Genomic DNA, 22,667 nt, shown 5'->3' with positions numbered 1-22,667 from the left:
TTTGGCTAATTTCATTTTACTTTGGGTAACAAATAAAATATTTTACTACAGGTTTGGTTAGCGCTTGGAGATTTAGCTGATCGGAGGCCTTAGCAATATCTTTTAGTTTTCCTTTTTTACTTAATATATAAATTGGTTTTTCAATTTGATAGGCATGGTTTTTAATTTTATCAGAAAATATAAAATAATGTAAATCGCTAACAGCGATATTCATTTTTTTTGAAAACTTATTTTTAAGTTTTTCAATTTTTTTTGTACTAAATTCTTTGTTCTGAATTTCAATTCTTAGTAATTTTCTATTTACAAGCATTTGTGATAATAAAGACAATACTGGATCTGAATGATTTGTCCATTCTTTTATTGCTGCTAACACATCAAAATCGTCTAATTGAGCAAAGGTATTTAACGTTTTAATCGTAAAATTTTCCGAAGTTATTTGGTTGGTAAGAAAATATGAGAGTGAGCTACTTCCAAATAATTGAACGCCACGTTCACTTAATTCTTTCGCTCTCTTTAAAACATTTACCAAAATATGCTCTGCAACTAAACCTGTTTTATGTAAATAGACTTGCCAATACATTAATCTTCTTGCTATTAAAAACTTTTCTACAGAATAAATTCCTTTTTGCTCAATGACTAATTGATCTACCTTTACATTCATCATTGCAATTAATCGATCTGAAGAAATATTACCCTCAGTAACCCCAGTATAAAAACTATCTCTTTTCAGATAATCTAAACGATCTATATCTAATTGACTAGAAATTAATTGATTTAAAAATGTTCTTGCGTATTTTCCTTCAAATATTTCAATAGCTAAATCTAACTTACCTTGAAACTCTTTATTTAAAACTTTCATGAATTTCAAAGAAATTTCTTCATGAGAAATTCCGTTGACAATACTATTTTCTAGAGCATGAGAAAAAGCACCATGACCAATATCATGTAAAAGAATAGCAATGCATACTGCTACTTCTTCATCTTCAGATATTTCTATTTGTTTAAAACGTAAAACTCTAACTGCTTTTTGCATTAAATGCATACAACCAATGGCATGGTGAAATCTTGTATGATTAGCCCCAGGATATACTAAATTAGAAAAACCCATTTGTGCAATTCTTCTTAATCTTTGAAAATAAGGATGCTCTATAATATCAAATATTAATGAATTTGGAATTTGAATAAATCCATAAATAGGATCGTTAAGTATTTTAAGCTTATTTTCTTTTTTATTTTTCAAAAAATCATTTTTTCAATTCTCTAGCAAAGTACGAACATTATTTTTTTTAGCAATATTTTATCATTTAGAACATCTCATAATTACAACAAAATATTATTTTTATCGTTTTAGTAAATGAAATTTAGAATATATGAGTAACATACAAATATTGTGGGTAGATGACGAAATAGCGCTTTTAAAGCCTCATATTCTATTTTTAGAGCGTAAAAATTACACAACTACAACTTCTACCAATGGAGCAGATGCTATAGACTTGGTAAAAGAAAATAATTATGACATTGTTTTTCTAGATGAAAATATGCCTGGCTTAACAGGCCTAGAAACATTGGCGCAAATAAAGCAAATTAAGACCAACTTACCAGTGGTTATGATTACTAAGAGCGAAGAGGAATATATTATGGAGGAAGCAATCGGTTCTAAAATCGCAGATTACTTAATTAAGCCTGTAAACCCGAGTCAGATTCTTTTAAGTCTAAAAAAGAATTTAGATAATTCTAGATTAGTTTCTGAGAAAACAACAGCTAACTATCAACAAGAATTTAGAAAAATTGCAATTGATTTATCTTTGGTAAACTCATATGAAGATTGGATAATACTGTACAAGAAGTTAATTCATTGGGAATTAGAATTAGAAGGCATAAGCGACTCTGGTATGTTGGGCATTTTAGAAAGTCAGAAACAAGAAGCAAATAATCAGTTTTTTAAATTTATTAAAAGAAATTACGAAGATTTTTTAACTTCTAATGATTCTCCTACATTTTCTCATACTCTTTTTAAAAATTATGTTGTACCAAAACTAAACAAAGATCAAGGAGTCTTGTGGGTTATAATTGATAATCTAAGATATGATCAATATCAAATATTAGAACCGCTGATAAATAATTACTACAAGAAGGAAACAGAAAATTCTTATTTTTCTATTTTACCTACCGCTACTCAATATGCAAGAAATGCTATTTTTTCTGGTTTAATGCCACTAGAAATGGAAAAAAAATATCCAAATTATTGGAAGAATGATACAGATGAAGGTGGAATGAATTTATATGAAAACGAATTTTTATCTGCTCAAATAAAAAGATTAAATTTAAAGATTAAGCATGAATATTATAAAATAACATCTTTAAAAAGTGGTAAAGATTTAGCAGACAATTTTAATGGTACTAAGCAAAATGATTTAACAACTGTTGTTTATAATTTTGTAGATATGCTTTCACATTCTAAAACAGAGATGGAGGTTATAAAAGAGTTAGCAGGAGATGATAAAGCTTATCGAAGTCTTACTTTAAGTTGGTTTAAAAACTCTCCACTTTTTGAAATCATACAAAAGGCAAAAGAATTGGGGCAAAAATTAATACTAACTACAGATCATGGTACTATAAATTGCAAACATCCTTCTAAAGTAATTGGAGATAAAAATATAAGCTCAAATTTACGTTACAAAACTGGTAAAAGTTTAACTTATGAAGAGAAAGATGTTTACGCTGTTCGCAACCCTAAAGATATTTTTTTACCAACTGGAGCAATGAACAGCCCATTTATCTTTGCAAAAGAAGATTTCTTTTTTGCATACCCTAATAATTTTAATCATTTTGTAAAATACTATAAAAACACCTATCAGCATGGAGGTATTTCATTAGAAGAAATGATTATTCCGTGTGTAATTTATAGCCCTAAATAATTCTATTTATATTTAAGGATAGTATTTTTAAATTTTCAAACTCTAAATATTTCAAAGAACGCATTACTTTTGTAATATGGATAAGAACTACACATTAGAAGATATTACTCAACTATCTAAAGATATAATTAAAAATGCTCCTAACAATGTTTTATTATTTTATGGAGATATGGGTGTTGGAAAAACAACACTAATAAAACAATTATGCAAAGAATTAGGTAGTAATGATATTATTTCCTCTCCTACTTTTTCTTTAGTTAATGAATATACTTCAAAGAATAATACGGTATACCATTTTGATTTTTATAGAATTAACAATGAAGAAGAGGCTTTAGATATTGGTATAGAAGATTATTTGTACAGTAATAGTTGGTGTTTTATAGAGTGGCCAGAAAATATTGTAAATTTATTACCTCTAGATGCTGTAGAAATTCATCTTACCCAATTAGAAAGTGGGGCACGAAATATTAAAATCAACTAAAATATAAATATGAGTCAGTTTTCTCCTTTCAGTAAAGAAGAATTATTACCACAAACAGAAATGTTGGAAATTCAAAAGAAAAAGGGAGAGCTCTTTATAGGTTTACCAAAAGAAACACATTCAGGTGAAAGAAGAGTATGTTTAACTCCTGACGCTGTTACTGCGTTTACAGCAAATGGGCATCGCATAGTTATAGAGACTGGAGCCGGAGAATCTGCAAATTACACAGATAAAGAATATTCTGATGCAGGCGCAAAAATTGCTTATGATGTAGAAGAAGCATTTAAGTGTAACATTGTACTTAAAGTGGCTCCTCCAACTTTAGAGGAGATTACCTATATAAACCCAAAAACAGTTTTAATTTCTTCACTTCAATTAAAAACACAAACAAAAGATTATTTCGATTGCTTGGCAAAGAAAAAGATAACAGCTGTTGCATTTGATTTTATTAAGGATGAACATAATACATACCCTGTATTAAAATCATTAAGTGAAATTGCAGGAACAGCTTCTGTTTTAATAGCAAGCGAGTTAATGAGCGTCTTTAACAAAGGAAATGGTCTATTATTTGGCAATATTGGAGGAGTAGCACCAACAAGTGTTGTTATTTTTGGGGCTGGAACGGTTGGTGAGTATGCTGCAAGAACAGCTATTGGACTTGGAGCAAGAGTAAAAGTTTTTGATAACTCAATCTCTAAACTAAGAAGGTTACAGCATTGCTTGCCTTCTCCAATTTATACATCAACACTACAACCTAAGGCAATTTTAAAGGCTCTTATGAGGTGCGATGTTGCTATTGGAGCTATTAGAGGTAAAAATAGAACACCAATATGCGCCACTGAGCCAATGGTAGAAAAAATGAAAGAAGGATCAGTTTTAGTAGATGTTAGTATAGACAGAGGTGGGTGTTTTGAAACATCCTCTGTAACTTCTCACAACAAACCTACATTTGTAAAACATGGTGTAATACATTACTGTGTACCTAATATACCTGCAAGATATGCAAGAACAGCATCTGTTTCATTAAGTAATATATTTACACCTTATTTATTAAATATTGCTGAAGAAGGAGGTTTTGAAAATGCAGCAAGATTTGACAAGAGCCTTAGAAATGGGATGTATTTTTATCATGGAATTTTAACAAATAAAACAGTTGCTGAATGGTTTGATTTACCATTTAGAGAAATCAATTTATTAATTTTGTAATTCAATTCTAAATATAAAAAACCTTAAATTTGTTCTTAAATTTTTTGAATGTTACTTAAACGAATTGGTTATTTTTTAGTGGGTGTAAGTATTAGCTCTATTGGTGTATATTTTTTTTGGCAGAAGAAAAATACCTCATTCGATTATGGAATGGATGCAAGAACTTTAAAAACAATAAGAATTCGTGAGAGGATCTTTTCTAACGAAGCCAAAATGGTAATGAATTCTTCAAAAATAGACAGTTTAAAGATTGAAAGAATTTTAAATTTTGGTGATGTTGACTTTGGTAAAAGTCAACAAAGAAAAAAACCTTGCGCAGAATATTATATTACAGGCAAAAAAGAATTAAAAAACGTAAGTTTGTATGTGATACGATGCGATTATACAGCAACAATAAAGAGCATTTTCTTAGAATAAAGTTTAATTAAATATTCTGATAGTTTTTAAAAAATCGACCTTCAATTTGATCAACATTTTTAATTGTTTTCCTTATCCAGTTCAAATATATTTTCTCTTTTTCTGAAGAAGTTAATTGCCAATCTATTTTACTTTTTTTCAATTTAGAAGTTACCTCTTGTAAAATAATTGCGGCTGCAACAGAAATATTTAAACTTTCTGTGAAACCAACCATTGGTATTTTTAAAAATCCATCTGCATTATTCTTTACCGTTTCTGAAATTCCAGAAGCTTCAGCTCCAAAAACAAAAGCGGTCTTTTTATCAATATTAAAATCATTCAAGTTACTGGCCTCTGCATGAGGAGAAGTTGCAATAACTTGATACCCATTCTCTTTTAGATGATTTAAACAAGCTAATGTATTATCGCCATCAGTTTTGTAACGTTTACTTGTAATCCACTTTTGTGCGCCTTTTGTTACATATTTAGATACTCTATTGATGTATCTATTTTCAATAATATGTAAATCCTGAATTCCAAAAACATCACAAGTACGAAAAACAGCACTTGCATTATGTGGTTGATAAATATCCTCTAACACCACAGAAAAATGTCTTGTTCTTTCATCTAATACACTCCTAAAAGTAGCTTTTCTTTTTGCAGTTAGAAAGTCTTCTAAGTATAAAAGTAATTTTTCATTTTCCATAAATACAAACATATCATTTTATTCTTATTTCTAAGAAGAATAAAAACTTAATGATAATATTTAGAGGTTTATTTCTATTAAAAATTATTTATATTAATTAGATAATAGAAAGGTGAAAATAAGAAAATAAACTCTTAAAAGTTGTGTAGTATAATGCAAAAAATGTTTTAAAATTTCACAATTAAATATGAAAATAACTTATTACTACTATTGTCTGTAATGTTTTTTTTTATCGGAGTAAACTAATTTTAAAAGTCAAAACTAACTAAAATGTGGATACATTATTTAAAAAAATAAAGATATTAATAAATAAAATTTTAGATAAAGCAGATTATTAAGAAGACAATACAATAAGATGTATCTAAGTATGTATTTTTAAAAACAATTAGTAATGAATATAAAACAAGTTGTATATTCTCTAATCAGTATAAAAATAATAGGATTAATTAAAAATCACCTAAATAACTAATTAGAACTATAGTAAGTCTAATCTTTTCATTAACTCAGGTCTATTTGACCTACTTACAGGAATTACATCTTTTTTTATTAAAACACTATTATGTTCAATATCGATTATATGTTTTTAATTTATAATATAAGATCTATGTACTTTTAGAAAAAGAGAATCAGGTAATTTTTCCTCTATCTTTTTTAATGTAGATTGAACTATATAATTTTTTTCTTCTGTTTTTATATTTATGTAATCTCCTTTAGCTTCAATTAAATATATACTTGGTAGATTAATTTTTATTAATCTTCGATCTATATTAACATAAAAATCATTTTTTACTTCTTCAGAACTTTTAGATTTCACGTTTTTCTTAGGAGCCAGCCTCTAAAGCTTTTTGGGCTTTATCTATTGCCTTTTCAAAACGTACTAATTCTATTGGTTTAAGTAAATAATCAACAATAAAATCAAACTCAAATGATTCAAGAGCAAATTTAGAATCTGTAGTTGTAAAAATAACTTTTGGAGGATCTTTTAAGGTTTTTATAAAGTCTAAACCTATAAAATTTGGCATATGTATATCTAAAAATATTAAATCAACTTTATTTTCATTTAGATATTTTACTACACCAATAGCATCCGAGAATTCTTCAACTAAATTTATATTTTTAATTTGTTTGCACAACGTTTTATTAATAACGCGTGCCATTTTCTCATCTTCTATAACTATACAATTGATTGGGTTAAATTGTTTTTAGATATTTTGTAATTTCAGTAAGAGTATTTTCAAATGTAACCTTTAAAACAATAACCAGCCATTCCAATCCTATAACATTCTACCAAATCTTTCTGATTACTTGATGTAGTAGGTATAATTGTAGGTATATGTCTTAAATGTTCTTTAGATTTTATAATTTTCAAAAACTCAATACCACCAATCTTAGGTATATCTAAGTCTAATAATATAATATCTGGTACAATGTAGATTCTTCTAAAAAAAATGAAGCGCTTCTTCTCCATTTTTGCATCGTATACTTTATAATTTAACTCTAGTAATGAAATGGTTCTTTTCATTTTCATTACCTTTATTAAATTATCTTCTACAAGTAGTATTTTTAGTGATTTTTCCGACGGAAATATATTTCACTTAAACAATGCAATTTATTTAACTTATACCTCACTATTAATATTTAATGATTAAAAACCTTTTTTATAGGTCTAAATACTATAAAGTATCGATAAATGGTTTCGTAAATTTAACTAGTTAAGCTATAAATATAATCAAAAATTTCTCCGTTATCTATACTACTTCCTTTTTCTATTAAATCAAAAATTTCTATATTTTGAGATGTTGTATAGGGTTTTGTTCCTTTAAATATTTCTACAGAATTATCCATCGGATTTTGCATAAGCCATTCAAAACCCTTTTGTTCTAGTAGATTAATATCCCAATTTACTTTTATAGCTATTCTATGTATTTCATTTTTATCACATTTAAATAGATTAGCTGATGTTTTAGAAAAGTGTGACACATATTTAGTTTTTGTTAAAACATCTTCCCAGACGATATCTGAAAAAATATTCATTACTTCTTCAGCTTTTGTAAGATTTTTTTCTTTTATTTGATTCCATTCTTCTACATCAATACTTTGTGTCGCTAAGAATTGTGCAAATTCAGAATGCAAACTTTCAAATTGTTCTTTTGTGAGTTGTCTATATTTCATATTCTAAAATTAAAAAACCGGTTAACATTAATGTTAAGCGGATCAAATATCTATATATTTTCTGTTTTAAAAAACAGATACTATGTCAATTTATGTAGTAAACAAAAAAACGCTTACCAAATTGGTAAGCGCTTCTTAAAAGATCTTATTAAGTAATAATTACTCAGCAATAACTTCAAAGTTAATGTCAGCAACTACTTCTCTGTGTAATCTTACAGATGCTTCATAAACACCTAATCTTTTTACAGAACCTCCAACAACTTTAATAAATTTCTTGTCGATTTCTGTACCTGCTTTATCTAAAGCTGCAGCTAAATCTATGTTGTTTACAGAACCAAATAACTTGTCTCCTGAACCGGTTTTAGATGCAATTTTAATTTCATATCCTTTAACTGTTTCAGCAACTTTATTTGCATCTTCAATTAATTTAGCTTCTTTATAAGCACGTTGTTTTAAATTCTCTGCTAAAACTTTCTTTGCAGATGAAGTAGCTAAAACTGCTTGTCCTGTAGGGATTAAAAAATTTCTACCATAACCGTTCTTAACGTCTACGATGTCATCTTTAAATCCTAAATTTTCTACGTCTTGTTTTAATATCAATTCCATGTCTCTACCTCTTTATTATTTTAACATATCTCCAACGTAAGGCATTAACGCTAAATGACGCGCTCTTTTAATTGCTTGCGCAACTTTACGTTGATATTTTAATGAAGTTCCTGTTAAACGTCTTGGCAAAATTTTACCTTGTTCGTTTACTAAATACATTAAGAAGTCTGCGTCTTTATAATCGATATACTTGATATCTTTTTTCTTAAATCTACAGTATTTTGCTTCTTTCTTAGTTTCAATATCTAATGGAGTTAAATATCTTACATCTGCAGACTTACCTCCTTTTGCTTGTTGTTCTATTGATGCCATACCTTATTTTTTTGTAGATTTAACACGTTCTCTTCTTTTCTCTGCCCAGGCAGCAGCATGCTTGTCTAGTCTAACAGTTAAATAGCGCATAATGCTATCATCTCTTCTAAACTCTAATTCAAAAGCAGTAATTTCTTCACCTGCAATCTTAAATTCGAATAAGTGATAAAAACCACTTTTCTTTTTTTGGATTGGATAAGCTAATTTTTTTAAGCCCCAATCTTCTTTAGAAATCATTTCGGCACCTTTAGAAACCAAATAGTCATTAAACTTTTGTACTGTTTCCTTTATCTGAGTATCAGATAAAACGGGATTCAAAATGAAAACAGTTTCGTAATGATTCATAATTAAAAATTTATTGTTTTATTTTAAGGGTGCAAATATAGCGTTTTTTTTCTATTTAGTGCATACTTAATTAATTAAAATCAAATCGGATTCCCATTGAAATATTTCTAGTTTCTGTATTTTTAAAAAGTGGGTTTAAATCATATTTCCAATAAAAACTTGTAGACTTAAATCCGACGTAACTATTTAATCCATAATTAAATATATTCATATTAAAATTATCGAATTGTAGTTGTTCCGTTTCAATATTATCGTTGTCATTGAATTCTATATATTGCCTTGTCCCTAACTTAAAACCAAAAAAACTCCGACTCCAAAACATAAAGATTTGTTAGTTCTGTCTCTTACTCTATCATCTTTGTACACCTTGTTTATTTGATAAATCCCACTCTAAATAAACAGAACACAAGGTTTAAAAAAGGTTGCCTAGCCAAAAAAAATAATTAATTATATTCGCTAATCATTGCAAAATCAACCATCTAATGAGCAATAATCGTAGAGATTTTATAAAGAAAAGTTTATTAGCAAGTGCTACAATACCCTTATTAGGTCAGAGTTTATTGTCTTGCACGAGTTTATAACACAAAAAGTTATCAATATAAATTCTTGGAGGAACAAGTTTTTTGGGTCCTCATCAAATTAAATATGCTTTAGAAAGAGGTCATAAAGTTTCTATCTTTACTAGAGGTAAAACCATACCTAATGTAAATACGAATGTTTTTGGTGAAGAAGAACATTTGGTTGGATATAGAGAAAATAATCTTTCTGCTTTAGAAAACAGAAAATGGAATGTAGTCATAGATAATTCTGGTAGAAATGTTGAATGGACCAGAAAAACTCCACAATTACTTAAAGATTCTTGTGATTTTTACATTTACACTTCATCTACAGGAGTATATTTTCCTTATACAAAAGCGAACTTGAATGAAGAAAATAAAGTTTTACTAAAGGTACCTGAAACTTTAGAGGATGAGATGCTTAAAATGGAATATGATTATGGTGTTATGAAAGCTAATTCTGAACAAGAAACGATAAAAGCTTTTGGTAAGGAACGCTCTCTATTAATATAAGACCTACCTATATGTTTAGGCCTGGAGATAAAACAGATAGATTTATACATTGGCCAATTCGTTTAGCAAAAGAAGAGCTAAATTTGAACAAAGAAAAGGTTCTATTCTAGTTAGTGAAAAAGAGTTGATTAAAAAATGTAAAGAACATCAAAAAGGATAAAACTACAAACTCATATATTTCTAAAAATCATTTCATACTAAAGAAAATGGTACAAAGTTTGATAATATAAAAACATGATAAAAAAAATACTACTCGTTTTATTTTTAATTCCGATTTCAGTACTTGCTCAAATTAATGAGGCCAATACTCAGAAAACTATATCAGGTTTTATAACTCACAATAACAAACCTATAGAAAATGTTACAATTTTAGTTGATAAAACAATTAGATATGCAGTTTCAAATGAGAAAGGCTTTTATTCTATAAAAGCAAAACCAGGAGAAGTTTTATCCTATAATTATGTTGATTTTGATGAAGTAAAAGTCTTAATTGAAGATGTAACACAAACACTTAACATCAATTTACAACTCAAATCTACCATTACAGATATTAAGCATGATAAAGTTATTCAATTAGGAGAGAGTTCGTTTGGCGAAAACGCTTCTAATTTTAAAGCTATAAAGGTAGATCCAAAGAAATTAAACCCAAATGCTACGTCACTAACAAGAGCATTAGAAGAAAAAATACCAGATATTTTAGTTCGTCTTAATGATTATGGAGAAGAAATTATTTATTTAAGAGGTAAAGAATTAAATGGACCCGCTGTTTGGGAAATAGATGATGTTATTTTTGATATACCCTATCCTATTTTCATTTCTGAAGTAAAAGAACTCTTAATAATTAATAATAAAGAATTTTATCCTAACCTAGAAGTTACAAATCCACTCATAAAAGTTACAACATCAATAGATTATAAAAAGTTGAAAAATTTAGATTATAATAACTACTACTTTATAGATTCAGATTATTATTCAAGTGATGCAAAAAAATACAAAGACATAAAAATTAAGTATCCATTTTTAGATAAGTTTGGTAAAGTCTCTAAAGAGGATGAATTACTTACTATCTATGAAAAAAACTATGCATTAGATAAGAATTACACCAATTATCATTTAGCAGTTTTTAATCATTTTAAAAATAAAAAAGTTGATAAATCCATGCTGATTAAGGTGTTATCAGATTTTAATAAATTCACGAATAATCCTGAAGATTTAAAAGCAATAGCCTATAATTATCAGAAATTAAATGAAGGAAATAGTGCTGTTGAAGTCTATAAAAGAATATTAAAATTAAGACCTTATAATAGACAATCGTTTAGAGATTTAGCAAATGCTTATTATGAACAAAAAAACTACAATAACTTTTTAAAGACCTATAATTTTTATTTGCAAAAAGGTTTAAAAATAGATGTTACTGATATTGGTGAAATTATGTCATCAGAAATTATGTCTGTCTATAATACAGAATTAGATGAAGCAATTACCAACCAAAAAATTAAAATTTCGAACCCTTTAAAAAGTGAAGAAAGTGATGTTAGAATTATTATAGAATGGAATGTTTCTGAAGCCGAGTTTATTGTTGAATTGGTAAACCCTAAATTAGAGCGTTTTACTTTACAAAACACCTATTCTCATAATCCTGCGCTAATTGCAGATCAAAAAGAAAAAGGATATCACTCTAAAGAACTGGTTATAAATAGCATAAATCCTAGAAATCATCTTTTAAATTTAACTTATTTAGGTAATAAACAATATAAACCTACCTATTTTAAATTTACAACGTATTATAACTGGGGCAGATCTAATCAGAGAAAGAAAATAGAAGTTTTTGAAATTTCTCAGAAAAACAAGAAGGTTCAACTATTAAAAATTAATCACAAAAATTTATAATTTTTAATAATTATCTACATCTGTTATAAAACGAATTGGTCTAAAATCTTTAACTGCTTCAAAAGTGTTTTTAATTTTAGCCACCTGACTTTTAGTATTGGCAAGACTTTGTTTTGGTGGAATTTTAATTACAATATTTTTAATATACTGATTTCTAATTCTAGCAACTGCTGGAGCTGTTGGCCCTAAAACGTTTTCTCCAAAAGATGTGTATAAAGCTTTAAATAACCAATTTACTCCAGTATCAACTTTATTATAATCTCTATGTTTTAGAGTAATTTTTATCAATCTATAATAAGGAGGATATTTGTATTGCCAACGCTCTTGCAATTGCTCTTTATACATTTCAGTATAACTTGTTGTAGAAACTTGTTGCAATATTTGATGATAAGGATTATATGTTTGTATGGCTACATTTCCTTGTTTTTTACTTCTACCTGCTCTACCAGAAACTTGTACCATCATCTGATATGCTCTTTCATGAGCTCTAAAATCTGGAAAATTTAGCATTGTATCTGCATTTAAAATTCCAACCAAAGAAACATTATCAAAATCTAAACCTTTAGATAACATTTGTGTACCTACTAAAATATCTATCTCTCTTGCTTCGAAAGCACCAATTATTTTTTGATATCCAAATTTACCACGAGTTGTATCTAAATCCATTCTTCCAATTTTATAATCAGGGAATAATTCTTTTAGTTCAAGCTCAATCTGTTCTGTTCCAAAACCTTTGGTATCTAGAGTATTACTTCCACAAGCAGAACATGAATTTGGCATTGCTCTTTGGTAACTGCAGTAATGACATTTTAATTCGTTTCTAAATTTATGATAGGTTAGACTAACATCGCAATTAGGACATTGAGGAGCAACTCCACAAATTTTACACTCTACAATAGGTGAGTAACCACGTCTGTTTTGAAATAAAATAATTTGTTCTTTCTCGTCTAAAGCTTCTTGAATTAGTTTTAATAAACGATCAGAAAAATGACCTTTCATTTCTTTCTTCTTAAACTTTTCCTTTACATCTATCAATTCTATTTTTGGCAACTGAACATTTCCAAAACGTCTATTTAGTTCCACAAAACCATATTTATTTTGTTTAGCATTAAAATAGCTTTCTAAAGAAGGGGTTGCAGAACCTAATAAAATTTTGGCTTGATGAATTTTTGCTAAAACAATAGCAGCGTCTCTAGCATTATATCTTGGTGAAGGTTCAAACTGTTTGTAAGATGTTTCATGTTCTTCATCTACTACTATTAAACCTAAGTTAGAAAATGGTAAAAAAATAGACGATCTTGCTCCTAAAATAATTTGTGCCTTAGTTTTACTTTCAAGAACATTGTTCCAAACCTCTACTCTTTCATTCATTGAATATTTTGAATGAAAAACAGAAATTTGATCACCAAAATAAAATTGCAAACGCGTAATAATTTGAGTAGTTAAGGCTATTTCTGGCAATAGAAAAAGTACTTGTTTGCCTTCATCTATAACTTCCTGAATCAATTTTGTATAAATTTCTGTTTTACCAGAACTCGTTATTCCATGCAAAAGCGTTACATCTTTTTCCTTAAAAGTTTCCTTAATTTCAGAATACGCTTTTTCTTGAAATTCATTTAAACTTTTTAAAGAATTTGTATCACCTTTAAAATTGATTCTATCTGTTTGAATTTCATAAAACTCAAAAATATCTTTATCTACCAAAGATTTTAATATGGCTGATGAAACATTCGCACTTTTCTCTAAATCTTTGGCTTTAATAGGCTTTTTTGAAGTCGATAATTGAAAAAAAGTTAAAACAGCCTCTCTCTGTTTTTTTGCTCTAGATAATTCTTCTAATAAAGAGTTTAAAGAGTCATCAGAACTATAGTTGAAATGTAAACGAACGTATTTAATCAACTTTGGTTTGTATTGTTCGTAGATTTTTTCTTGTATAAATATCGCTGACTTTTTTATAAGCTCATTTACAATTGGCATTACTTTTTTCTTGCCTAAAATATCTGCAACCTGGTGAATTGTAAGCTGAGATTGATTTTGTAATGCTTCAAAAATCAAAAATTCTTCATCCTCTAGAATATCTTCATTCGTAAAAATTTCATTTTTAGAAATGCTAGTTTCACTTTCTAATAAAAATGCTGAAGGTAAAGAAGCTCTATATACGTCACCCAAAGAACACATATAGTAATTAGCTATCCATTGCCAATGTTTTAATTGTAGTTCATTTACAATTGGCTTTTCATCTAAAATCTGAATAATATCTGTAGTTTCATATAGAGCTGGTTTGGTTTTATGAATGTTAAAAACCAAGCCAGTATACATGTTTTTATTACCAAAGGGTACTGCAACCCTCATTCCCTTCTTTAAAAAACTAGCTTCGTCGTATGTAATAGAATACGTAAAAGTTTTTTGAATTGGAATGGGTAATATGACGTCTATAAAATGAATAGCTTACAATTTAATTGATTACCAAAACTACATAAAATTCACTACATTGTAATCAGAAATTTATAAACAATATGGAAGCTAGCGATTGGAAAAAAAAAGGAAAATTTTATGATTTTGAAGGAAAATCTATTTTTGTTATTGATGAGGGCACTAGCAATGATGTTTTAGTAATTCTTCATGGATATCCAACATCTTCGTTTGATTATCATAAAGTATTACCTGAACTTGTAAAAAAATATCGTGTTATAATTCATGATCATCTCGGGTTCGGTTTTTCTGATAAGCCTTTAAACTACTCTTATTCTTTAATAGAACAAGCTGACTTAGCCTTACAACTGTGGGAAAAATTAAATTTAAAAACCGTTACTTTATTAGCCCATGATTATGGTACTTCTGTAGCAACGGAAATTTTAGCAAGATTAAACATCAATTTAATTTCATTAAAAATTAAAGAACTTATTCTTTGTAACGGATCAATCCATATAGAATACTCAAAATTAAGAGTTATTCAAAAATTATTAAAAAATAAATTTACGGGAAAATTAGTAGCAAAATTAAGTACTTATCGAATTTTTAAAGAAAACATAAAAAAAACCTACTTTGATAAAAATAAAGTTTCTGAAAAAGAACTAATGCAAATGTGGTTTCAAATTGAAAATAATAATGGAAGAAAGGTTATACATAAGCTAACAAATTATATTAATGAACGTTATTATTTTTGGTACCGATGGGTGGGCGCTTTAGAAAAAACAACCATTCCTACAAAAATTATTTGGGCAAAAAACGATCCTATTGCTGTTCCTAAAATTGGTAAACTAATTCATGAAGAGGTACAAAACAGTAACATATTTTGGCTAGAAAAATGCGGTCATTTTCTAATGCTTGAAAAACCCAATGAATTTTCTTTACTTGTTTTGAAATCTTAATGTTTAACTTCTATCGATTTTAATTTCTTGTGATTTTATTTTTCTAGAACCCTCATACAATTCATACTTTACAAATTTACAGTCTAAATCTCCGTTTTTAAGCGCTATTCTTTTGAATGTTCTTAAACCAACGGATTTTAAAGCATCAGTATCCGAAGTAATTAACCAAGCTGTAGAGCCTGGATAATTGTGTTTTAAAGTGTCTCCAATTTTTCTGTAAAATTCTTGAGTATCTATATTTAAACGCTCTCCATAAGGTGGGTTAAATAAAATAGTTGTGTTCCCGAAAACTTCTTTTGTAGAATTAAAGAAGTTTACATGATGTACACCAATAAACTCTTCTAAATTTGCAGAAATTACATTTGCTTTTGCTTTTTGAACAGCAGAAGGTGCTTTATCAAATCCCATTATTTTAAAATGTGATGATCTTATTTTTTTTAATAATGCATCTTGTATCGTAAAATACAAGTCTTCATCATAATCTTTCCAGTTTTCAAATGCAAACATTTTTCTATTAATATTTGCAGGTATATGATTTGCAATCATAGCTGCTTCAATTAAAATAGTACCTGAACCACACATTGGATCTATAAAATTCTCATCTCCTGTGTAACCAGACAATAAAACCATACCTGCTGCCAAGACTTCATTAATGGGAGCTATGTTTGTTGCAGTTCTATATCCTCTTTTATGTAAAGAATCTCCTGAAGAATCTAAAGAAACTGTTAACCAGTCTTTTTGGATATGAATATGGATTTTTACATCTGGATACTTTAAATCTACATTTGGCCTTTTATGATATTTATGTCTAAAATAATCTGCTATAGCATCTTTAGATTTTAAAGAGATGTAATGTGAGTTAGTAGTGAAGTTTTTAGAATTAACAACAGCACCAATTGCAAAAGTTCCTTCTGCATCTAAATAGTTTTCCCATTTTATTTTCTGAATAGCTTCATATAAATCTTCTTCATCATATACTTTACAAGTTTTAATAGGTTTTAATATCCGAACAGCTGTACGCAACGCTATATTAGCTTTATACATAAACCCCTTGTCACCTCTAAAAGAAACGCTTCTTACAGCTTCTTTTACATCTTGTGCTCCTAACTTTTTAAGTTCGTTTGCCAACACTCCTTCTAAACCAAAAAGTGTTGTTGCTGTAATTTTAAAATCTCTATTCATACTCGTTATTCTTGGTTACAAAAATACATTTTAAAAAAGTATATTTATTAGAATTTGTAAATTTCATTTTATGAAACGTAAGATTTAGTTACATTTGTTGACTTACTTTATTTATGGAAACAAAAGATTGGTTTACAGATTGGTTTAATACACCTTACTATCATATTTTATATAAAAATAGAAATGATGCCGATGCACAAATTTTTATGAAAAATATGATGTCATTTTTAAATATATCTAAAGATGCCCATCTATTAGATCTTCCATGTGGTAAAGGCCGCCATTCTCATTATTTAAATAGTCTGGGGTACCAAGTAACAGGCTTAGATTTGTCAGAAAACAGTATCAAGGAAGCAAAAAAAAACAACTATGAACGCTTAGATTTCAAAGTTCATGATATGCGACTCCCTTTTAATAAAAAATACGATGCTATTTTTAATCTATTTACGAGTTTTGGTTATTTTGATGACGATGCTGTAGATATCTCTATTCTTCAAAATATTAAAAATGGTTTAAAAAAAAGAGGGGTTTTTGTATTTGACTTTTTAAATGTTGAAATGGTGAAAAAAAATCTTGTACATAATGAAACAAAAGTAGTAGATGGTATTTCATTTTATATCACAAGAAATATAAAAGATGGGTTTATCATTAAAAACATTCAATTTGTTGATAATAATAAAGAACATTCATTTACAGAAAGAGTAAAATATTTAGAAGAAAAACAACTTAAAATGTATTTTAACAAAGTAGGATTAAAAATTCAACATACATTTGGAGATTATCATCTAAATGATTTTGACTCAGAGACCTCTAACCGTTTAATTTTTGTAGCAAAGTGATTTATATCCTTTTAATTCTTTCTGTTTTAGTTGGTTTTCTTTTAGTCATTTTATCTAATCCCAGAAAATTAATTATAAGACTTTTATTAGCATTTAGTGGTGCGTATTTACTTTCAGTAACTATTTTACACTTACTTCCAGAAGTATATACCATAAGCACTGATTCTAATAAAATTGGAATGCTAATCTTATTGGGTATAATTTTACAATCCATTTTAGAATCATTTTCAAAAGGAGCTGAGCATGGGCATATTCATATTAAGTCTAACAGTAATAAGTTTCCTAAACTACTTTTTTTTAGTTTATGCCTGCATGCATTTTCTGAGGGATTACCTATTCATAATAATAATGAAAGTTTACTTTGGGCAATTATGGTTCATAAAATGCCAATTGCAATAGTGTTAACAAGTTTTTTAGTGCAAGCAAAATATACAAAAAAAACAATGTTAGTCTTTATGATTGTTTTTGCGATAATGAGTCCTCTTGGAGTATTTTTAGGTAATAAAAATTTATTTTTTAATTACGAAAATGAGATAACTGCGATTATTATTGGCGTCTTTTTACACATCTCTACAGTTATTCTTTTTGAAAGTACAGAAAATCACAAATTTAATTTTCAAAAATTTTTAGCTATTATTTTAGGAATAACATTAACAATAGTTACATTATAACTAGTAAATGGATTATTCTAATTTGCAACTTCATTAATAAATTTAATACGCATTAAACGAAGTTCATCTTCATCGTAATCTCCATCAAATTCATTTAAAGCATCTTGAATTTTATCTGTTTCTGCTTCCATAAAATAATCATAAATTTCTTCTTGCTGATCCTCATCTAATAATTCATCTAAAGCATAATGAATATCTAGTTTAGTGCCAGAAAAAATAATTCTTTCCATTTCTTTAATTAAATCGTTAATTTCAAGACCTTTAGATTTTGCAATGTCCTCTAATGGAAGTTTTCTGTCTGTGTTTTGTATAATATAAAGTTTTAAGCCAGAATTTACACCTGTACTTTTTACAACTAAGTCATCTGGTCTTAGCACATCATTCTCTTCTACATATGATGCAATTAATGCTATAAACTCTTTACCAAATTTCTTTGCCTTACCTTCTCCTACTCCGTGTACTTTAGCAAGTTCCTCTAGATTGATTGGATATTTTAAAGCCATGTCATCTAAAGATAGATCTTGAAAAACTGCAAAAGGGGGTACACCTTGTTTAGAAGCTACTTTTTTTCTTAAATCTTTTAAAACTTTTACTAATTTCTCATCAGAAACCCCTACCGAAGATTTTGAATTAATAATTATAGCATTATCATTTTCTTCACTGTAAACGTGGTCTTCAGTCATCATAAAAGAAGTAGGATTTTCTAAATATCCAACTCCCTCTTTAGTTAATTTTACAACACCATATTGTTCTATTTCTTTTCTTATAAAATTAACCACTAAAACCTGACGAATTAATGCCATCCAATATCCTGCAGATTTGTGCTTACCAATACCAAAAAAAGGTTGTAGATGAGTTTTATGTGAAGTTAATAAAGCATTTTCTTTTCCAATAATAGTGTTTACTATTTCTTTAGATTTATATTTTTGTAAAGTTTCTTTTATAACACTTAATAAAGTTATTACGTTTTCTTTGGCTTCGTGCTTTTTTTTAGGATTTTTAGAATTATCATCCATTTCAGCTCCTTCACCATTTAATTCATCAAAATCTTCTCCAAAATAATGCAACAAATATTTACGCCTATTCATAGAAGTTTCTGCATACCCAACAACTTCCTGTAACAATGCATGACCAATTTCTTGTTCGGCAACAGGCTTGCTAGCCATAAATTTCTCTAACTTTTCAATATCTTTATAAGCATAAAATGCTAAACAATAACCCTCACCATCATCTCTTCCTGCTCTTCCTGTTTCTTGGTAATAACTTTCTAGACTTTTTGGTATGTCATGATGAATTACATATCTTACATCTGGCTTATCTATTCCCATTCCGAATGCGATAGTTGCAACTACAACATCACAATTTTCCATAAGAAACATGTCTTGATGTTTTACTCTTGTTTTTGAATCTAAACCAGCATGATAAGGAACTGCATTAATACCATTGACTTGAAGTATTTGTGCAATCTCTTCAACTTTTTTTCTACTTAAACAATAAATAATACCCGATTTACCTTCTCTCTGTTTTACAAAACGAATGATGTCTTTCTCTACCTCTTTTGTTTTAGGTCTTACTTCATAAAATAAGTTAGATCTATTAAAGGAAGCTTTAAATCGATTGGCGTCTGTAATACCTAATGTTTTTAAAATGTCTTCTTGTACTTTTTCTGTAGCTGTAGCTGTTAAACAAATTACAGGAACATTATCAATAGCCTTAATAATGTGTTTTAGATTTCTATAATCAGGCCTAAAGTCATGCCCCCACTCAGAAATACAATGAGCCTCGTCTATAGCAACAAAAGAAATAGTTTGGGTTCTTAGAAAAGTTACATATTCCTCTTTAATTAGTGACTCTGGTGCTACATATAAGAGTTTGGTAATTCCATTTGCAATATCGGCTTTTACCTGAGCTACTTCAGTTTTATTTAAAGATGAGTTTAAAACGTGAGCAATACCATGCTCTTCTGAGATTCCTCGAATGGCATCTACCTGGTTTTTCATTAAAGCAATTAATGGAGAAACTACAATTGCAGTTCCTTCTTTCATTAGGGCTGGTAACTGGTAACATAAAGATTTACCACCACCTGTTGGCATGATTACAAAAGTATTTTGGTTATTTACAATACTTTTAATTACTTGTTCTTGTAATCCTTTAAATTTATTGAAACCAAAAAATTTTTTTAGAGGACTATGTAAATCCATATAAATGTTTATTTGTTAAAAAACCTAAAACTATTATAGTTTGTTGTAAGCTAATTTTATAGTAAATTTGCCTAGGTTTTACATACCTAAATATATAACTTTTTTTTATTCTGAAAAAAATATAAAACTTGAAAAATAATTCAACAATAATTGATAGTGCTAAACAAACTATTTTAGCAGAAAGTAAAGCCATAGCTAATATTGCACATCTCTTGGATCACAATTTTGAAAATGCAATACACTGTATTCAAAATTCAAAAGGAAGAGTTATTGTAACTGGTATTGGTAAAAGCGCTAATATTGGAACAAAGATTGTTGCTACTTTTAATTCTACTGGAACACCAGCAGTATTTATGCACGCTGCTGATGCTATTCATGGAGATTTAGGAAATGTACTAGAAGATGATGTTGTTATTTGTATTTCTAAAAGCGGTAACACCCCAGAAATTAAAGTTTTACTTCCATTAATTCAAAATTATGGAAACAAAGTCATTGCAATCACAGGAAATGTAGATTCTTTTTTAGGTACAAATGCAGACTTTGTTTTAAATACATATATTGAAAAAGAAGCCTGTCCTAACAATTTAGCTCCAACAACAAGTACAACCGCACAACTTGTTATGGGAGATGCACTTGCTGTTTGTTTATTAGATTTAAAAGGTTTTACACACAACGATTTTGCAAAATATCATCCTGGTGGTGCACTAGGTAAAAGATTATATTTACGTGTTTCTGACTTAATAAAAAATAATGAAGTACCACAAGTTTTTGAAGATGATACCATCTCTAGAGTTATTGTTGAAATCTCTGAAAAAAGATTAGGGGTTACTGCTGTCGTTAAAAACAAAGAAATTGTTGGTATTGTAACCGATGGAGATATTAGAAGAATGTTGAATAAAAATTCAAATATTCAAGATTTTAGAGCAAAAGACATTATGGGTAAAAACCCTAAATCCATTTCAATGGAAGCTATGGCTATAGAAGCTCTAGAAACTCTAGAAGTAAACAATATTACACAAATTTTAGTGGTAGATGCTAAAAACATATATGTAGGTGTTGTTCACTTACATGACTTACTTAAAGAAGGTATTTTTTAATGGCAACACAACAAAAAGAAATGTCTTTTTTAGGACATTTAGAAGAATTAAGATGGCATTTGGTTAGAAGTGCCATAGCTATTTTTTTGTTTGCAATTATCTTTTTCGTGTTTGCAAAACAGGTGTACACTTATTTTTTGTTAGCACATTTACAACCCAACTTTGTTACTTATGAATTGTTTTGTAATTTCTTTAATTTGTTTGGAATTGATAGCTCTTTTTGTAGTGTAAATTTTTCAGAAAAAAAACTACAAAGTATTAAAGTAACTTCTCAATTAATGAATTCTATATGGTCTTCATTAATTTTAGGACTCGTAGTATCTTTTCCATACATACTTTGGGAAATTTGGAGATTTATTTCTCCAGGACTAACACAAAAAGAAATTAAAAAATCTAGGGGGTTTATTTTTATAGCCTCTCTCCTGTTTTTTATTGGTGTATTCTTTAGTTTTTATGTCATAGCTCCTATTTCTATTCAGTTTTTATACAATTACCAAATAACAGATGCTATTGAGAATAGTTTTACACTAGAATCTCATATAGGTTTAGTTACTAACATGTTGTTAGGTGTTTCAGTATTATTTGAACTGCCAGTAGTTATCTATTTTTTAACGAAAATAGGATTAATATCACCAACATTTTTAAGAAAGTATAGAAAACATGCACTAGTTGTTGTTTTAATTTTAGCAGCTATCATTACACCACCAGATGTTGCAAGTCAAGTAATTGTTGCAATACCAATATTAATATTGTATGAAATTAGTATAAGAGTTTCAGTAAGAGTTTTAAAAAATCAAGAAAAAAATGCCAACAAAGGTTAAAGAGTTCAATGATTATCGTCAAAAAATGAACGATAAAATAATAGCTTCAGATAATAAAATTATAAAAAGGATTTTTAATTTAGATACCAACGCTTTTAAAGAAGGTCATCTTCCTGTTAAAACTAAAGAATTACTAGGCTTAGTTGCTTCTATGGTTCTAAGATGTGATGATTGTGTACAATACCATCTAGAAGCATCAATGAAAAACGGAGTTACAAAAGATGAGGTTATGGAAACGCTATCTATAGCCAACTTAATTGGAGGTACAATTGTGATACCACATTTAAGGAGAGCTGTAGAGTACTGGGAAGTATTAGAAAACGAAAAATAAATATTATTTAAGATCTTGTTAAGAGTGTTTTAAATTTTAAAAGGTAATTTTA

23 protein-coding genes and 1 pseudogene are annotated in these 22,667 nt (G+C 28.2%); 12 read left to right on the top strand and 12 right to left on the bottom strand.

From position 1 onward, the window contains the following. Window positions 1–16: 16 nt before the first annotated feature. Window positions 17–1,240 (bottom strand): HD domain-containing protein, encoded by a 1,224-nt coding sequence (locus tag Q0L44_RS07210; protein ID WP_296637118.1) that lies wholly within the window; start codon window positions 1,238–1,240, stop codon window positions 17–19. A 130-nt stretch (window positions 1,241–1,370) separates the two neighbouring features. Here Q0L44_RS07210 and Q0L44_RS07205 point away from each other — a divergent pair, with 130 nt between their 5' ends. From Q0L44_RS07205 to Q0L44_RS07190, 4 genes are all read left to right on the top strand, one after another. Beyond that, on the top strand, window positions 1,371–2,918 hold the full coding sequence (locus tag Q0L44_RS07205) for a bifunctional response regulator/alkaline phosphatase family protein (protein ID WP_296637116.1): 1,548 nt from the start codon (window positions 1,371–1,373) through the stop codon (window positions 2,916–2,918). Between the two features lie 76 nt (window positions 2,919–2,994). Continuing rightward, the gene (gene tsaE, locus Q0L44_RS07200) at window positions 2,995–3,399 is read left to right on the top strand and encodes a tRNA (adenosine(37)-N6)-threonylcarbamoyltransferase complex ATPase subunit type 1 TsaE (protein ID WP_296637115.1); all 405 of its coding nucleotides are present in this window, start codon (window positions 2,995–2,997) and stop codon (window positions 3,397–3,399) included. Window positions 3,400–3,408: 9 nt separating this feature from the next. Then, a complete protein-coding gene (locus Q0L44_RS07195) occupies window positions 3,409–4,605 on the top strand; it encodes an alanine dehydrogenase (protein ID WP_296637113.1) in 1,197 nt (398 codons plus the stop codon). A gap of 48 nt (window positions 4,606–4,653) precedes the next feature. Then, entirely contained in the window at window positions 4,654–5,022 is a 369-nt protein-coding gene (locus Q0L44_RS07190; protein ID WP_296637111.1) for a DUF4258 domain-containing protein, read from the top strand. Between the two features lie 7 nt (window positions 5,023–5,029). On the opposite strand, the gene Q0L44_RS07185 is transcribed toward Q0L44_RS07190, so the two are convergent. From Q0L44_RS07185 to Q0L44_RS07150, 8 genes and pseudogenes are all read right to left on the bottom strand, one after another. Further along, entirely contained in the window at window positions 5,030–5,719 is a 690-nt protein-coding gene (locus Q0L44_RS07185; protein ID WP_296637110.1) for an RNA methyltransferase, read from the bottom strand. Between the two features lie 463 nt (window positions 5,720–6,182). After that, window positions 6,183–6,894 (bottom strand): annotated as a pseudogene (locus tag Q0L44_RS07180) (LytTR family DNA-binding domain-containing protein). 47 nt (window positions 6,895–6,941) lie between these two features. Then, on the bottom strand, window positions 6,942–7,268 hold the full coding sequence (locus Q0L44_RS07175) for a response regulator (RefSeq protein WP_296637622.1): 327 nt from the start codon (window positions 7,266–7,268) through the stop codon (window positions 6,942–6,944). A 143-nt stretch (window positions 7,269–7,411) separates the two neighbouring features. Further along, on the bottom strand, window positions 7,412–7,879 hold the full coding sequence (locus tag Q0L44_RS07170; RefSeq protein ID WP_296637108.1) for a DUF6495 family protein: 468 nt from the start codon (window positions 7,877–7,879) through the stop codon (window positions 7,412–7,414). 159 nt (window positions 7,880–8,038) lie between these two features. Beyond that, window positions 8,039–8,485: a 50S ribosomal protein L9 gene (gene rplI / locus Q0L44_RS07165; protein WP_296637107.1), complete on the bottom strand. Its 447-nt coding sequence runs from the start codon at window positions 8,483–8,485 to the stop codon at window positions 8,039–8,041. Between the two features lie 15 nt (window positions 8,486–8,500). Next, complete coding sequence (gene rpsR, locus Q0L44_RS07160) at window positions 8,501–8,797, bottom strand: 30S ribosomal protein S18 (protein WP_296637105.1); 297 nt, start codon at window positions 8,795–8,797, stop codon at window positions 8,501–8,503. A 3-nt stretch (window positions 8,798–8,800) separates the two neighbouring features. After that, the gene (gene rpsF / locus Q0L44_RS07155; RefSeq protein ID WP_053974785.1) at window positions 8,801–9,142 is read right to left on the bottom strand and encodes a 30S ribosomal protein S6; all 342 of its coding nucleotides are present in this window, start codon (window positions 9,140–9,142) and stop codon (window positions 8,801–8,803) included. Between the two features lie 70 nt (window positions 9,143–9,212). Then, window positions 9,213–9,464 (bottom strand): hypothetical protein, encoded by a 252-nt coding sequence (locus Q0L44_RS07150; protein WP_296637102.1) that lies wholly within the window; start codon window positions 9,462–9,464, stop codon window positions 9,213–9,215. A gap of 301 nt (window positions 9,465–9,765) precedes the next feature. Between Q0L44_RS07150 and Q0L44_RS07145 the strand changes: the two genes are divergently transcribed. After that, window positions 9,766–10,212 (top strand): hypothetical protein, encoded by a 447-nt coding sequence (locus Q0L44_RS07145; RefSeq protein WP_296637100.1) that lies wholly within the window; start codon window positions 9,766–9,768, stop codon window positions 10,210–10,212. Between the two features lie 234 nt (window positions 10,213–10,446). After that, window positions 10,447–12,102 (top strand): hypothetical protein, encoded by a 1,656-nt coding sequence (locus Q0L44_RS07140; protein WP_296637099.1) that lies wholly within the window; start codon window positions 10,447–10,449, stop codon window positions 12,100–12,102. Between the two features lie 3 nt (window positions 12,103–12,105). On the opposite strand, the gene priA is transcribed toward Q0L44_RS07140, so the two are convergent. Further along, complete coding sequence (gene priA / locus Q0L44_RS07135) at window positions 12,106–14,529, bottom strand: primosomal protein N' (protein WP_296637621.1); 2,424 nt, start codon at window positions 14,527–14,529, stop codon at window positions 12,106–12,108. Between the two features lie 89 nt (window positions 14,530–14,618). Between priA and Q0L44_RS07130 the strand changes: the two genes are divergently transcribed. Then, on the top strand, window positions 14,619–15,473 hold the full coding sequence (locus tag Q0L44_RS07130; protein ID WP_296637097.1) for an alpha/beta hydrolase: 855 nt from the start codon (window positions 14,619–14,621) through the stop codon (window positions 15,471–15,473). Window positions 15,474–15,476: 3 nt separating this feature from the next. On the opposite strand, the gene Q0L44_RS07125 is transcribed toward Q0L44_RS07130, so the two are convergent. After that, complete coding sequence (locus tag Q0L44_RS07125; protein WP_296637095.1) at window positions 15,477–16,655, bottom strand: class I SAM-dependent RNA methyltransferase; 1,179 nt, start codon at window positions 16,653–16,655, stop codon at window positions 15,477–15,479. A gap of 113 nt (window positions 16,656–16,768) precedes the next feature. Between Q0L44_RS07125 and Q0L44_RS07120 the strand changes: the two genes are divergently transcribed. Both Q0L44_RS07120 and Q0L44_RS07115 read left to right on the top strand, forming a co-directional pair. Next, a complete protein-coding gene (locus Q0L44_RS07120; protein ID WP_296637093.1) occupies window positions 16,769–17,494 on the top strand; it encodes a class I SAM-dependent methyltransferase in 726 nt (241 codons plus the stop codon). Continuing rightward, complete coding sequence (locus Q0L44_RS07115; RefSeq protein WP_296637091.1) at window positions 17,491–18,165, top strand: ZIP family metal transporter; 675 nt, start codon at window positions 17,491–17,493, stop codon at window positions 18,163–18,165. The genes Q0L44_RS07120 and Q0L44_RS07115 overlap by 4 nt, the downstream gene beginning before the upstream one ends. A gap of 17 nt (window positions 18,166–18,182) precedes the next feature. Here Q0L44_RS07115 and Q0L44_RS07110 read toward each other — a convergent pair whose 3' ends face one another. Continuing rightward, entirely contained in the window at window positions 18,183–20,366 is a 2,184-nt protein-coding gene (locus Q0L44_RS07110) for an ATP-dependent DNA helicase RecQ (protein WP_296637089.1), read from the bottom strand. Between the two features lie 128 nt (window positions 20,367–20,494). Between Q0L44_RS07110 and Q0L44_RS07105 the strand changes: the two genes are divergently transcribed. From Q0L44_RS07105 to Q0L44_RS07095, 3 genes are read left to right on the top strand one after another with little or no spacing between them, the layout of a single operon-like run. Then, on the top strand, window positions 20,495–21,463 hold the full coding sequence (locus Q0L44_RS07105; RefSeq protein ID WP_296637088.1) for a KpsF/GutQ family sugar-phosphate isomerase: 969 nt from the start codon (window positions 20,495–20,497) through the stop codon (window positions 21,461–21,463). Beyond that, window positions 21,463–22,284 carry a twin-arginine translocase subunit TatC gene (gene tatC, locus Q0L44_RS07100; protein WP_296637086.1) on the top strand — a complete coding sequence of 274 codons (822 nt, stop codon included), beginning with the start codon at window positions 21,463–21,465 and terminating at the stop codon, window positions 22,282–22,284. Before Q0L44_RS07105 ends, tatC begins: the two co-directional genes overlap by 1 nt. Then, on the top strand, window positions 22,268–22,615 hold the full coding sequence (locus Q0L44_RS07095) for a carboxymuconolactone decarboxylase family protein (protein WP_296637084.1): 348 nt from the start codon (window positions 22,268–22,270) through the stop codon (window positions 22,613–22,615). The genes tatC and Q0L44_RS07095 overlap by 17 nt, the downstream gene beginning before the upstream one ends. Window positions 22,616–22,667: the final 52 nt, after the last annotated feature.

It is taken from the genome of Polaribacter sp. (assembly GCF_024639685.1).
Classification (GTDB): Bacteria; Bacteroidota; Bacteroidia; order Flavobacteriales; family Flavobacteriaceae; genus Polaribacter.
Note: the sequence above shows the minus strand (reverse complement) of the source record. Positions and strands in the feature narration are given on the sequence as shown.

Excerpts from the sequence above, each read along its gene's own strand:
- Q0L44_RS07205 (WP_296637116.1), top strand. The coding sequence starts at position 1,371 with ATGAGTAACATACAAATATTGTGGGTAGATGACGAAATAGCGCTTTTA.
- Q0L44_RS07150 (WP_296637102.1), bottom strand. The coding sequence starts at position 9,464 with ATGTTTTGGAGTCGGAGTTTTTTTGGTTTTAAGTTAGGGACAAGGCAA.
- Q0L44_RS07185 (WP_296637110.1), bottom strand. The coding sequence starts at position 5,719 with ATGTTTGTATTTATGGAAAATGAAAAATTACTTTTATACTTAGAAGAC.
- Q0L44_RS07125 (WP_296637095.1), bottom strand. The coding sequence starts at position 16,655 with ATGAATAGAGATTTTAAAATTACAGCAACAACACTTTTTGGTTTAGAA.
- Q0L44_RS07130 (WP_296637097.1), top strand. The coding sequence starts at position 14,619 with ATGGAAGCTAGCGATTGGAAAAAAAAAGGAAAATTTTATGATTTTGAA.
- Q0L44_RS07195 (WP_296637113.1), top strand. The coding sequence starts at position 3,409 with ATGAGTCAGTTTTCTCCTTTCAGTAAAGAAGAATTATTACCACAAACA.
- rpsR (WP_296637105.1), bottom strand. The coding sequence starts at position 8,797 with ATGGCATCAATAGAACAACAAGCAAAAGGAGGTAAGTCTGCAGATGTA.
- rplI (WP_296637107.1), bottom strand. The coding sequence starts at position 8,485 with ATGGAATTGATATTAAAACAAGACGTAGAAAATTTAGGATTTAAAGAT.
- tatC (WP_296637086.1), top strand. The coding sequence starts at position 21,463 with ATGGCAACACAACAAAAAGAAATGTCTTTTTTAGGACATTTAGAAGAA.
- tsaE (WP_296637115.1), top strand. The coding sequence starts at position 2,995 with ATGGATAAGAACTACACATTAGAAGATATTACTCAACTATCTAAAGAT.
- Q0L44_RS07190 (WP_296637111.1), top strand. The coding sequence starts at position 4,654 with ATGTTACTTAAACGAATTGGTTATTTTTTAGTGGGTGTAAGTATTAGC.
- Q0L44_RS07140 (WP_296637099.1), top strand. The coding sequence starts at position 10,447 with ATGATAAAAAAAATACTACTCGTTTTATTTTTAATTCCGATTTCAGTA.
- Q0L44_RS07120 (WP_296637093.1), top strand. The coding sequence starts at position 16,769 with ATGGAAACAAAAGATTGGTTTACAGATTGGTTTAATACACCTTACTAT.
- Q0L44_RS07095 (WP_296637084.1), top strand. The coding sequence starts at position 22,268 with ATGCCAACAAAGGTTAAAGAGTTCAATGATTATCGTCAAAAAATGAAC.
- rpsF (WP_053974785.1), bottom strand. The coding sequence starts at position 9,142 with ATGAATCATTACGAAACTGTTTTCATTTTGAATCCCGTTTTATCTGAT.
- Q0L44_RS07170 (WP_296637108.1), bottom strand. The coding sequence starts at position 7,879 with ATGAAATATAGACAACTCACAAAAGAACAATTTGAAAGTTTGCATTCT.
- Q0L44_RS07110 (WP_296637089.1), bottom strand. The coding sequence starts at position 20,366 with ATGGATTTACATAGTCCTCTAAAAAAATTTTTTGGTTTCAATAAATTT.